Raw genomic sequence first — 12,662 nt, 5'->3', positions numbered from 1 at the left:
ACCGGCTATGGCCAACCTGCTCACGCAATTTGAAAGGCGTCGCAGGTGGCCATAGCCTAAAAACTGGCGTTATTCCGAAGGTGTTATGGCAGCGAGAAAAAATATGCCGAGCAGTTGCCAGTTTGTCTTCTGCCGATAGGTATTCTGCAAGCCGATAATGGTCGCGAAAAACACCGACATCAGCAATGCGAAGGAAATGAAGCTCGGCAGACGTGGATTGGCCGCAACCGGAACCCAGAAACTGAAAATAGCGCCAAGTGCAGCACAAATGCACGCGACAGTGAACCAGCGCGGCGCGGCGTAACTCTTTTCCTGAATGGAAACGAATGCGAAAATCAGAACGAAGACGCAAGCCGCCGTCAGATTGGCTGTCAGAAAAAACGGAGCAAGCGTCATATGCGAAACACCCTCGAGTATTCGTAATCTCTAATACAATGCAGCAAATATTCGGTTAAGCGCAGCAATCGGAAAAGGCAAATGGCCTTGTTCTTCGCCTTATAATTCCGCCATCATTGTCTCTTGATCCGGGCACCTGTTTCATGCGCAAAAATAACTTGAGTTTCTTTATTCGAACCTGTCGATTTGGCCATTCGTCATTCGTCGTATAGCCGAAACGGTCGAAGCGGCTCGCGTTATGACGACATCGCCGGAACCGCTTCAGAACTTTGTTTTACGCGCATCTTGTCCGAAAACTGTTTCACATTTTTCGGGTTGCGCTTCAGGAGGAAGACCAATGCGTTTCATGATGTTGATGATACCCCGTGGCTATGCAACGGCAGCGCCCGACGCCATGCCCAGCGCGGAAGCGGTGGAAGCCATGATGAAGTATAATGAGGAGCTGAAAAAGGCTGGCGTTCTGCTGACGCTGGATGGTCTGCATCCACCCGCGGCCGGTGCGCGTGTCAGCTTCAAGGGCGGCAAGCCCAGCGTCGTTGACGGCCCCTTCGCCGAAGTCAAGGAAGTGCTCGGCGGCTACTGGATGATCGACGTACGCTCCCGCGATGAAGCCATCGAATGGGCGCGCCGCTGCCCGGCCTCGGAAAATGACATTATTGAGGTCCGTCGCGTTCAGGAAATGAGCGACTTTCCCGAGGATGTGCAAAAGGCCGCCGAAGGCTTCGGCGATCTCAAGAGGTGACGACAGACGCCACCATAGAAGCGGTCTGGCGGATCGAGCAGACAAGGCTCACCGCCAGACTGGCGCGTATGCTGCGCGATATCGGCCTTGCCGAAGAGCTCGCGCAGGACGCCTTTGTGCTGGCTCTGGAACGCTGGTGTCTGGACGGCATACCGCGCAACCCCGCTGCATGGCTGATGCAGGTGGCGAAGAACCGCGCACTCGACCGATTGCGCCGCACCACGCTGATCGACAGCAAGCACCGCGAACTGGCAATCGACCTCACGGAACTGGAACAGGCCGATCCCAATATCGAAGCCAAGCTTGATGAAGACATTGACGATGACCTGCTGCGGCTGATCTTCACGGCCTGCCATCCTTCGCTGCCCGCCGAGCAGCGTGTGGCGCTGGCCTTGCGGCTCTTGGGCGGCCTGTCGACGCCGGAAGTGGCACGCGCCTTTCTCGTGCCGGAAGCCACCGTGGCGCAGCGCATCGTGCGCGCCAAACGGACCTTACGCGAAACGGCAGCCGCTTTCGAAACGCCGCAAGGCGACGAGCGGCAGCAGCGTCTCGCCGCCGTGCTGGAGGTGGTCTATCTGATCTTCAACGAGGGTTATGTGGCGAGTGAAGGCGCGCACTGGCTGCGTGCCGATCTTTGCCATGAAGCCCTGCGCCTCGGGCGTTCCCTTGCGGCATTGATGCCAAACGAGCCCGAAGTCCACGGCCTTGCCGCCCTTATGGAATTGCAGGCATCGCGCTTTGCCGCCCGTACCGACAAGACCGGAAACCCGGTCCTGCTGCCGGATCAGGATCGCAGCCGCTGGGACTGGTCGCAGATAAGGCGCGGCCTTGATGGCCTCAACCGCGCCATGTCCCTCACCCCGGCGCCCGGCGCCTATCAGCTTCAGGCGATGATAGCATCCTGTCATGCCCGCGCCGCCACTGCCGCCGAGACCGACTGGATCGCCATTGCCGCCTATTATCAGGCGCTGGCGCTCGTTGCACCCTCGCCCATTGTCGAAGTGAACCGCGCTGTGGCTGTCGGCATGGCTTTTGGCCCCATGCAGGGATTGGCTATTGTCGATGCGCTTGCCGATGAGCCACGCCTGAAAGGCTCGTATCTGCTGCCGACCGTGCGCGGCGACCTTCTGGAAAAACTGGGGCGAAGCACGGAAGCCAGCACAGAATTTCGCCGGGCGGCAGAACTGACTGACAATGCACGCGAACGTGCCCTGCTTCTCGCCCGCGCCAACGCAATATAAAAGCACTGGAAAATATTGACGTTTACGTAATAAGCCGGTAGCTCTTGTCATGAAGAAGACTGATACTCCCTCTGCCCGCTGGCAGATCGGAGGCCGGGGTTCCCGAGGAGGAGCCTCGATGAGCACGATGTGGAGGAAAGATGTATCGCGCGCCGGTTTCTGAAATTTCCCATACGCTGATGAAGGTTGCGGGGCTTGAGAAAGCGCTGGAAGACAACCGCTTTCCCGAATTTTCCGCCGATCTGGCCGAAGCCATTCTCGAGGAAGCCGGAAGATTTGCAGCCGAGCGCGTCGAGCCGTTGCGCATTTCCGGCGACCGTCACGGCGCTACCGTCAAGGATGGTGTCGTCACCACCGCCCCGGGCTGGAAAGACCTTTACCGCGACTGGATCGCAGGCGGCTGGAACTCACTAACCGGCACGCCGGATTATGGCGGTCAGGGCCTGCCGACCATGATGTCGGTCGCCGTCAGCGAAATGTGGAATTCCGGCACGCTTGCATTCGCCATCGCGCCGACGCTGACCATGGGTGCTGTCGAAGCGCTCGAAAAGCACGCCTCCAGGGAATTGAAGGATATCTATCTCGAAAAGCTCATTTCCGGCGAGTGGATGGGCACGATGAACCTGACCGAGCCGCAGGCCGGCTCCGACCTTGGCGCGTTGCGCAGCCGCGCCGAACGCAGCAATGACGGCACCTATCGCATTTTCGGCCAGAAGATCTTCATCACCTATGGCGAGCACGACCTGACCGACAATATCGTGCATCTGGTGCTGGCCCGCCTGCCCGATGCGCCTGCGGGCACCAAAGGCATTTCACTGTTTCTCGTGCCCAAATTCCTCGTCAACGAGGATGGTTCGCTCGGTCGCCGCAATGATCTGTTCTGCTCCGGCCTTGAGCACAAGCTGGGCATTCACGCCTCGCCGACCTGCACCATGATCTATGGCGACGGCTTCGTGAAAGGTGAGGAACAGGGCGCGGTCGGCTATCTGATCGGCGAAGAAAATCGCGGCCTTGCCTGCATGTTCACCATGATGAACAATGCCCGCTTGCTGGTTGGCATTCAGGGCGTCGGCGTGGCGGAAGCGGCCTATCAGCAGGCGCTTAACTACGCCAAGGAGCGCAAGCAGGGCCGCGCCATCGGTGCTGACCCGAAAAATGGCATGAGTCCGATCATCGAGCATCCGGATGTGCAGCGCATGCTTTTGACCATGAAAGCACTGACGCAGGCCGCCCGCTCCATCACCTATGCCTGCGCCCATGCGATCGACATGAGCCATGTGACTGAGGGCCCAGACAAGCAACATTGGGGCGACCGCGCCGGTCTGCTCACGCCGCTGGCGAAAAGTTTCTCGACGGATGTCGGTGTCGATGTCGCGTCGCTTGGCGTGCAGATCCATGGCGGCATGGGCTTCATCGAGGAAACCGGCGCGGCACAGTTGCTGCGCGATGCTCGCATCACGCCGATTTACGAAGGCACCAATGGCATTCAGGCCATTGATCTGGTGATGCGCAAGTTGCCGCTCGGCAATGGCGAGCACATCAAGGGCTTCCTCAACGAATTGCAGCAGGATGCAGATAGGGCCGCCGCATCCAATCGCCCCGAACTGGGCGAAACCGGCGCACGTCTTGCAAAGGCATTGACGGAAGCACGCGAAGCAACCGACTGGCTGCAAAAGACCGTCGCTGAAGGTGGCGCAGAGGCAGCGCTTGCCGGTGCAACGCCTTACCAACGTCTGCTGTCGCTCGTTTCCGGCGGGGCCTATCTGGCCCGCGCGGCGCTTGCGGGCGACGATAATGGGCGCGCTGTTCTCTGCCGTTTCTTCGCCGAGAACATGCTGGCCGAAGTATCGTCGCTGAAAGACACCGTCATCACCGGCGCAGCCAGCCTTGCTGCCGCCAAATCCGCGCTGGAGGCTTGAGCGTGAGCGAACATATTCTCGTTGAACGTCGCGATGCGGTGCAGATTATCCGGCTGAACCGGGCCGACAAGAAAAACGCCATCACCCGCGCCATGTATGCCACGATGGCCAAGGCGCTGAAGGATGGTGATGCCGATGACGCAGTGCGCGTTCATGTTTTCCTTGGTGTGCCGGGTGCGTTTTCATCCGGCAACGACATGCAGGACTTCATGGCTGCAGCCGCAGGCGGCGGCGATATGGGCAAGGATATTCTGGACTTTCTTTATGCCCTGTCGAGCGCCAAAAAGCCGATCGTCTCGGGCGTTGATGGCCTCGCGATTGGCGTGGGCACAACAATCCATTTTCACTGCGACCTGACTTTCGCAACGTCGCATGCATTGTTCCGCACGCCGTTCGTCGATCTCGGTCTGGTGCCGGAAGCCGGTTCCAGCCTGCTCGCGCCGCCGCTGATGGGGCATCAGAAGGCCTTTGCCATGCTGGCGCTCGGCTACGGTTTCAATGCGGAAGCCGCGCTTGAAGCGGGCATCGTCTACAAAATCGTGGAAAGCGGTGAGCTGGAAACGGAAGTGCTGAAGGCTGCGGAAGAAATCGCCGCCAAGCCACCGGAAGCCATGCAGATCGCCCGCTCACTGATGCGCTTACCTGCTGAAAACATTGCGGATCGCATTGCGCGGGAAGCGAAGCTTTTCGGCGAACGCCTTGCCTCCAGCGAAGCGCGCGAGGCCATCATGGCCTTTCTCAGCCGCAAGAAGTAGAGCGGTTCCGGTTAAAACGGAATCGTGGAACCGCTCTATCTATTTGTTTTTACGCATTATCCTACGCAAAACCGCTACGCACTTTTGCTGGAAATGCTCTAGATCCCGGCGCTGATGGATAAAAAAGAACCCGGATGGGGAAACCCATCCGGGTGGCTTTGTCTGGAGGTCAGCCAATTAATTTAGCTTCAAAAGAAGCAGTTTCTCAAACCTAGCGGCAGAATGGGACGAGATCGTGGTCACACGAGAATGTGAACCGTCCGGGTAACGCGCCGCCTCTAGTCAGCTCAATTCCGGGCGATAATTTCCTTGCCTTCGATCACCAGACGAACGCCCAGCGTGCCAGCCTTGCGGCGTGCGAGGAAGCGCGGGCGGCGACGGCGTGTTTCATGTCCCTGACGGCGAGCCTGCGGCTGGCCTGTGCGAACCGGGCCGGTGCTTTCGTAAAGCGGACGGGCAACGCCATCTTCTTCCACCAGCATCATCGGCAGGTTGAAAGCAGCCGCCCAGGCGCGCCAGTCGGCGGCAACATCGGTCAGATCATGCGCCACCAGAAGCGGCACGGAAAGCTGCGGGTCCTGATGCATCAGTTCCAGCGTGACGGTGATTTCGCCATACTCGTCTTCGACCGCACGGGCCACAACACCGACAAAAGCATGGATCGGCAGTGCAATCGACATTGGCAGGCCGCTCGACGGCAGAACCTGCCGGATGACCGCGCCACGCTCATTGATGGTGAAGGTGACGTCGGTATTGCCGTCATGCGATGCGTAGCTCACCACCTGCGGAAAGTGAAACGGATCGAGCCGCAGTTCACGGCCTGCCCAGTCTGGCTTCAGTTCCTTGCTCATCATTGTCAACGCCTCTGTCTCTCTGTCTCTTTCGAGAGCCGGTTATTCCAGCTTCTCTTTGATTGGGCTTTCTGCCCTCGTTGAGATGGAGAATAGACCGCGTTTGTTACCGACGGCCTTAAGGAGTTGGGTTAACTTTTCCCTGCTTTTTCCTTTGGTTATCAGAATGCAACCAGGTGTAAGAATTCAGAAATTCTTCCTAATATGCGTTTACCGACAGCAAAACGGGCGGAGAAACCGCCCGTCATGCAAATCGCAATTCTGTTTGTTTTACAGCGTCTTGCCGGGGTTCATAATCCCCGCCGGATCGAAGGCCGTCTTGATGCGGCGCATCAGATCGAGCGCAAATGGCTGTTTGAAATGCGCAAGCTCATCGCGCTTCAAACGACCGATGCCATGCTCGGCGGAAATCGATCCCCTGTAACTTGCAACAATTGTGTGGATACGATGATTAAGCGCGCCCCAATGGGAGAGGAATTCCTGCTTGTCGGCGCCAACCGGCTGCGACACGTTATAATGCAGGTTGCCATCGCCGATATGGCCGAAGCAGACAATACGTGCGCCGGGGATCATTTCCAGCGTCGCGGCATTAGCCTCGTGGATAAAGGCGGGAATGGATGAAACAGGCACGGAAATATCGTGCTTGATCGAACCGCCTTCCGGCTTTTGCGCCCAGGACATTTCCTCGCGCATTTTCCAGAAGGACTGCGCCTGCGCGACACTTTCGGCAATTGCCGCATCCTGAAGAATGTCCGCTTCGAAAGCCTCGTGCAGAATGGTTTCCAGCGTAGTGCGCGCATCTTCTTCCGAGCGCGTGGAGGAAATGTCGATCAGCACATACCAGTTATGCGGGCTTTCCAAGGGATCGCGTGCGCCATCGACATGGCGCACGGTGAACTCGACACCGACGCGCGGCATCAGCTCAAACCCGGTCAGTGACGGGCCTGCATGTTCGGTCGCAAGCTGGAACAGGCGCAGCGCATCTTCCGGGCTGCGCATTCCGGCATAGGCAACGCCCTTGCCCTTCGGCTGCGGGAAGATTTTCAGCACAGCCGCCGTGATGACGCCGAGCGTGCCTTCGGAACCCACGAACAGGTCTTTCAGGTCGTAGCCGGTATTGTCTTTCTTCACATAGCAGAGGTCGTCCAGAATTTCGCCGGTTGGCAAAACCACTTCGAGACCGAGGCATAGCTCGCGCATATTGCCATAGGCGAGCACTGCGGTGCCGCCTGCATTGGAGCCGAGGTTACCGCCGATCTGGCACGAACCTTCCGCACCCAGCGACAGCGGGAACAGACGCCCCGCCTTCTCGGTCGCGTCCTGAAGATTTTTCAGGATGACGCCTGCCTCGACGGTGGCCAGATTGCCGACCGTATCGAGCGCTCGGATTTTATTCATGCGACCAAGAGTCAGCACAATTGTCGTGCCGCTTTCATCCGGCGTCTGCGCGCCGACAAGGCCCGTATTGCCGCCCTGCGGCACAACCGGCGTTTTCGTTTCGCTGGCAAGTTTCATGATCGCCGCGACTTCCTGCGTCGAAGCCGGGCGCAGCACGAGAGGAGAATTGCCTTTATAAAGATCGCGTTGCTCGATCAGATAAGGCGCAATGTCTTCCGGCGCGGTGAGCGCGTTCTTCTCACCCACAATAGCGGCAAAACGTTCGATCAATCCGGTGTCCATATTGGTCCTTGAGCTTTGTTTTCACGCATTATCCCACGCAAAACCGCTTCGCACTTTTGCTGGAAATGCTTTAGCGCGGCGCGGCGGCGCGTTTCAGACGGTCATTGATGGCCTCGCCGAGACCGTCAAAAGGAATGGGTTCAACGGCAATGGTGCTGGTGCCGGTGGCGTCGAGCTTGCGCATGAAATCGAAAAGATTGCTGGCCGCCTCGCGCAGATTGCCATCCGCGCTGAGGTTCAGTACGGCCTTTGCCGTCTCGGCCCCGGCCACGCGCGACGGCCCGAAAGCCAGCAGCGCTTCGCCCGGTTGCACATTGCCGACCGCAAGCCGCATCGACGCATCCGGCGCATAGTGCGAGGCCATCATACCCGGCGCGATGATATGCGCGTGAATGGCCTCGGTCTGTTTGGTGCGCAGCAAGGTTTTGCCAATCGCTGCTTCAATGTCTTCTGCCGCAAGCCCGCCGGGGCGCAATAGACGCACCGTGTCACCCTCGACCTTCACGATGGTCGATTCCACACCAACCCCGCATGGACCCGCATCGAGGATCAGGTCTATTCTGTCGCCAAGATCGCCCGCGACCGCATCTGCGCTGGTGGGGCTGATACGCCCGGAAGTATTGGCGCTCGGTGCCGCCACCGGGCTGTCCAGCGCGGTGATAACCTCCTGCACGCGGCCATGCGGCATGCGGATGGCAAGCGTCGACAGACCCGCCGTTACAAGCGGATGGATCGGACGATCTGTCTCCTGATGGTCTTTGAGCGGCAGCACGATGGTCAGCGGGCCGGGCCAGAACAATTCCGCCAGCCTGCGCGACAGCGGATCAAAAGTGACATAACGCTCCGCCATGGCGATGCCGCTGACATGGGCAATCAACGGATTGAACTGCGGACGCCCCTTGGCGGCGAAAATTCCTGCAACGCCTTCACCATGGGAGGCATCGGCAGCAAGACCGTAGACGGTTTCGGTGGGAATGGCGACAAGACCGCCGCGCCGCAGGATTTCTACCGCGCGCTGAACTGCCTCATCATCGAACTTCATTACATCTGACACTGGTTTTCCGCCTCTCGGGCGTCCAAGTTGAGTGCATCCCGAAAAGTGCAAAGCGGTTTTCGGACAAGATGCACGCATAGATATGAGCGCCTTCTGCCTACACAAGCGCGAAGCCGCGCGCAAGCAAACAGGCGAGCCGCCGCGTGCACATTTATGGCAACGCGGCCCGGAAAATTGCGTTTTGTTAGCTTTTGTAGGGCAGGATGATATTATTCATGCTTGAGGTGAATAATGTTATCGCGATTTATCGCCATTTCACTGACTGTCGCCGGACTGCCTGTTGTGGCCTCTGCCAACGGGGCGGAACCCGCGCGAACGACCTATGAGGTCGGTTCCATCGACTATATCGGTTACGACCGGATGGGCCCCAACGGGCTGCCTGTCTGCGGTGCCTGCAACCAGCGGCAAGAGGCTGAAGCCGAAGCGCTGAAGGAAATTGAAGCGCGGCGCAAACGCGCCCGTGCCTATATGGCGCGCATGCAGGGCAAGCCTCTGCCGGAAGACGTGCAGGAACAGCCTGCCGTAACGCCCGCTGTAACCCCGACCGAACAGAAGATGCCGGACTTCGATCCCGCCAAGCCGGTGCGCGTGGTCGGCGAGCCATGGGCTGGCGCATCCGAAGAAGTCGATCTGAGTTCGCTGACACTCAGGCCAAGCCTTCAGTAATCGACAAATGAAAATGGCGCCGTAATGGCGCCATTTCTATTCCTATGTGCTGGCTATCAGCCTGCGATCTTGGAGAAATCCGCAACCTTGCCGGTGGCCGTGCGGATCAGGTCGAGCAGAGCCAGACGATTGGCGCGGACATTTTCGTCCTCATCATTGACCAGCACTTTTTCGAAGAACGTATCGACCGGGCCGCGCAGCTTGGCGAGCGCCAGCATCGCGCCCGAAAAGTCTTCGCGGGCGATTGCCGTTTCGGTCTCGCTTGACGCAAGCGTAACCGCTTCGAACAGCGCCTTTTCCTCGTCCACCTTGAGAAGCGCGGCATCGACGCTAGTGGCGACCTTGGTGCCCTTCTTCTCTTCGGCTGCCAGAATATTGGCGGCGCGTTTTGTGCCTGCCAGCAGGTTCTTGCCGTCTTCCTCATTGATGAAGACGATCAGCGCTTCCAGACGGCGTGCGACCAGAAGCAGATTGTCGGCTTCCGGCGTCAGCACGGCATCAATGGCATCGTAACGTGCGCCCTCTTCCTTGAGATGCACCTTGAAACGGTCATGAAGGAAGGACAAAAGATCGGCCAGCACCGGCTCTGCACTGCGGTCGGCTTCGGCACGAACCTCAATCTCGTAGTTGCGCAACGCATTGTCGATATCTTGTTCGCCATCGACATCGCCGGATTTTTCGCCAGCGAGCTTTGCTTCGAATTCACGCAGCTTGCGTTGGACCACGCCTTCTTTCAGCGCAGCAAAGGCCGAACGGAACAGCGGCAGCAGCGGGAATTTCCAGTCCTGCGACAGCAGGAGACGGATCACGCCAAGGGCTGCGCGACGCAGCGCAAAAGGGTCCTTCGAACCCGTCGGCTTTTCATCGATGGCCCAGAAACCGACCAGCGTATCCAGCTTGTCGGCCAGTGCGACGGCAACCGAGACCGGCTCCTTCGGCACCACATCGGACGGACCTTGCGGCTTGTAATGTTCTTCAAGCGCTGCGGCGACGGCTGCATCTTCGCCCTGAAGCAACGCATATTTGCGGCCCATCGCGCCCTGAAGTTCAGGGAATTCACCCACAACTTCGGTGGTCAGATCAGCCTTGGCCAGCACTGCCGCACGAGCAGCAAGCTTCGGATCAGCACCCACCAGCGGGGCGATCTGTGCAGCCAGTTCGCGGATACGCTCAACGCGCTCGCCTTGCGTGCCCAGCTTCGCATGGAAGGTCACATTCAGGCCGTCCAGACGCGCCATGCGCTGATCAAGCGGCTTCTTCAGATCGAGGCCGAATTTTTCCGCCGAAGCGTTGAGCTTGTCGAGATCGGGCAGATCGTGCTGATCGGTGTGCCAGAAATAGAGCGCATCCGACAGACGTGCGCGCACCACCTTGCCGTTACCGTAAGCGATTTCCGTGCCGCCATCGCGCGCGGCAATGTTCGACACCAGAATGAACCGGTTGGACAGCGCTTCGGTTTCGCCCTGCTTGCGGGTGACGAAGCACTTCTGGTTGGCGCGGATGGTGAGGCGGATGACTTCCGGCGGGATCGCCAGAAATTCTTCCTCAAACTCGCCCATCAGCACGACCGGCCATTCGACCAGACCGGACACTTCTTCCAGAAGCCCCTCGTCTTCGACCAGTTCGAGACCCGACGCGAAGGCAAGATTATGCGCGTCCTGCGAGATCATTTCCTTGCGGCGTTCAGCATCGAGCACCACAAAAGCCTTTTCCAGCTTTTCGACATAATCGTCGAAGCGACGCACCTTGATCGCCTGACCGTCGCTCAGGAAACGATGACCATAGGTGAGATTGCCGGACTTGATGCCGTCAACGTCGAAATCGATAACCACGGTTTCTTCGGTTTCAGGGCCGAAGGTGCACAGGATCGATTGCAGCGGACGCACCCAGCGCAATGCACCCGGCTTCGCCGAAGCCGCGCCCCAGCGCATGGATTTCGGCCACGGGAAATTGCGGATCGTCTGCGGCACGAGTTCGGCAACGATCTCTTCCGCCGGGCGGCCCGGCTTCGTCAGATGGGCGACATAAAAATCGCCCTTCTTCGGATCGGAATGCACATGCGCCTGCGCGACATCGCTGAGACCGGCCTTGCGCAGAAAGCCCTGAATGGCCTGTTCCGGTGCGGTGACCGACGGGCCCTTGATGTCTTCATGCACGTCCTTGGAACGCACGGTCAGGCCGCGAATGTCGAGCGTCAGACGACGCGGCGTCCAGTAAGCGGTCGCGGCTTCATAGGTGAGACCGGCCTCGACCAGACCATCGGTGATCATCTTTTTCAGATCGCCGGCAGCCTTGCGCTGCATGCGGGCCGGGATTTCCTCGGAAAAGAGTTCGAGAAGTAGGTCAGGCATTACTCGCCCTCACGCTTGAAATTGAAACCACCGGCATCCGTCAGAAGGAATGCCTCGCCGCACTGACGCGCGAGATTGCGGACGCGCAGGATGTAGCTCTGGCGCTCGGTAACCGAGATCACGCCGCGCGCATCCATCAGGTTGAAGACGTGGGATGCCTTGATGCACTGGTCATAGGCCGGTAGCACGCATTTGTGCAAAGAGCCCTCGCCCGTGCTGCCAGCCTTCAAGATGGCTTCGCATTCGCGCTCGGCATCGATGAAGTGGCGATGCAGGATTTCCGTATCGGCCATTTCGAAATTGTAGCGGGAATATTCCTGCTCAGCCTGCAGGAACACATCGCCATAGGTGAGTTTTTCGTCGCCTTCGAGACCATTGAAATTGAGGTCATAGACATTGTCCACGCCCTGCACATACATGGCGAGGCGCTCGAGACCATAGGTTAGCTCACCGGCAACCGGCGAGCATTCAATGCCGCAGACCTGCTGGAAATAGGTGAACTGCGACACTTCCATGCCATCGCACCAGCATTCCCAGCCAAGACCCCAGGCGCCGAGCGTCGGGCTTTCCCAGTCGTCTTCCACGAAGCGCACATCATGCAGCGTCGGATCAAGGCCGATGGCCTTCAGCGAACCGAGATAGAGATCCTGAAGGTTCGGCGGCGACGGCTTGATGATGACCTGATACTGGTAATAATGCTGCAGCCGGTTGGGGTTTTCGCCATAACGGCCATCCTTTGGACGGCGCGACGGCTGCACATAGGCGGCTTTCCACGGCTTCGGCCCCAGCGAACGCAGCGTGGTTGCCGGATGGAACGTACCCGCACCCACTTCCATGTCGTAAGGCTGCAAAATAGCGCAACCATGTTCCGCCCAATAGTGATGGAGCGTCAGGATCAGGCCCTGAAAGGAACGGGTGGGATGCATATGTGCTGGCAACATGCTGGACGAATTAGACACCGGGCTGGGCCTCGTTATTGAAATGATGGCCCGGTCTAAGCAGGATTT

The 12,662-nt window shown here is 58.8% G+C and carries 11 protein-coding genes; 5 read left to right on the top strand and 6 right to left on the bottom strand.

What is annotated here, in order from left to right:
• Nucleotides 1–69 precede the first annotated feature (69 nt).
• The gene (locus tag FHW03_RS03740; RefSeq protein WP_182519399.1) at nt 70–396 is read right to left on the bottom strand and encodes a hypothetical protein; all 327 of its coding nucleotides are present in this window, start codon (nt 394–396) and stop codon (nt 70–72) included.
• Between the two features lie 337 nt (nt 397–733).
• On the opposite strand from FHW03_RS03740, the gene FHW03_RS03735 reads away from it, so the two are divergent.
• The 4 genes from FHW03_RS03735 (at nt 734) to FHW03_RS03720 (ending at nt 5,053) form a co-directional block, all read left to right on the top strand.
• Nucleotides 734–1,138: a YciI family protein gene (locus tag FHW03_RS03735; protein ID WP_182519398.1), complete on the top strand. Its 405-nt coding sequence runs from the start codon at nt 734–736 to the stop codon at nt 1,136–1,138.
• The gene (locus FHW03_RS03730) at nt 1,135–2,379 is read left to right on the top strand and encodes an RNA polymerase sigma factor (RefSeq protein ID WP_182519397.1); all 1,245 of its coding nucleotides are present in this window, start codon (nt 1,135–1,137) and stop codon (nt 2,377–2,379) included. The genes FHW03_RS03735 and FHW03_RS03730 overlap by 4 nt, the downstream gene beginning before the upstream one ends.
• A 140-nt stretch (nt 2,380–2,519) precedes the next feature.
• Nucleotides 2,520–4,298: an acyl-CoA dehydrogenase gene (locus FHW03_RS03725; RefSeq protein WP_182519396.1), complete on the top strand. Its 1,779-nt coding sequence runs from the start codon at nt 2,520–2,522 to the stop codon at nt 4,296–4,298.
• Between the two features lie 2 nt (nt 4,299–4,300).
• Nucleotides 4,301–5,053 (top strand): crotonase/enoyl-CoA hydratase family protein, encoded by a 753-nt coding sequence (locus FHW03_RS03720; protein ID WP_182519395.1) that lies wholly within the window; start codon nt 4,301–4,303, stop codon nt 5,051–5,053.
• 287 nt (nt 5,054–5,340) lie between these two features.
• On the opposite strand, the gene FHW03_RS03715 is transcribed toward FHW03_RS03720, so the two are convergent.
• The 3 genes from FHW03_RS03715 to FHW03_RS03705 all read right to left on the bottom strand — a co-directional run bounded on the left by FHW03_RS03715 (nt 5,341) and on the right by FHW03_RS03705 (nt 8,626).
• Nucleotides 5,341–5,907: a DUF6101 family protein gene (locus FHW03_RS03715; protein ID WP_182519394.1), complete on the bottom strand. Its 567-nt coding sequence runs from the start codon at nt 5,905–5,907 to the stop codon at nt 5,341–5,343.
• A 267-nt stretch (nt 5,908–6,174) separates the two neighbouring features.
• Nucleotides 6,175–7,584: an FAD-binding oxidoreductase gene (locus tag FHW03_RS03710; protein WP_182519393.1), complete on the bottom strand. Its 1,410-nt coding sequence runs from the start codon at nt 7,582–7,584 to the stop codon at nt 6,175–6,177.
• A 70-nt stretch (nt 7,585–7,654) separates the two neighbouring features.
• Complete coding sequence (locus FHW03_RS03705) at nt 7,655–8,626, bottom strand: L-threonylcarbamoyladenylate synthase (protein ID WP_210277158.1); 972 nt, start codon at nt 8,624–8,626, stop codon at nt 7,655–7,657.
• A gap of 243 nt (nt 8,627–8,869) precedes the next feature.
• Between FHW03_RS03705 and FHW03_RS03700 the strand changes: the two genes are divergently transcribed.
• Nucleotides 8,870–9,304, top strand: a complete 435-nt coding sequence (locus FHW03_RS03700) for a hypothetical protein (RefSeq protein WP_182519391.1) — start codon at nt 8,870–8,872, stop codon at nt 9,302–9,304.
• Between the two features lie 56 nt (nt 9,305–9,360).
• On the opposite strand, the gene glyS is transcribed toward FHW03_RS03700, so the two are convergent.
• Nucleotides 9,361–11,655, bottom strand: a complete 2,295-nt coding sequence (gene glyS, locus FHW03_RS03695; protein ID WP_182519390.1) for a glycine--tRNA ligase subunit beta — start codon at nt 11,653–11,655, stop codon at nt 9,361–9,363.
• Nucleotides 11,655–12,581 carry a glycine--tRNA ligase subunit alpha gene (locus FHW03_RS03690; protein WP_151590524.1) on the bottom strand — a complete coding sequence of 309 codons (927 nt, stop codon included), beginning with the start codon at nt 12,579–12,581 and terminating at the stop codon, nt 11,655–11,657. The genes glyS and FHW03_RS03690 overlap by 1 nt, the downstream gene beginning before the upstream one ends.
• Between the last annotated feature and the right edge of the window lie 81 nt (nt 12,582–12,662).

It is taken from the genome of Ochrobactrum sp. RH2CCR150, assembly GCA_014138095.1.
GTDB lineage: Bacteria > Pseudomonadota > Alphaproteobacteria > Rhizobiales > Rhizobiaceae > Brucella > Brucella gambitense.
The sequence above is the reverse complement of the archived record's forward strand: the minus strand, read 5'-3'. Positions and strand labels throughout refer to the sequence as shown.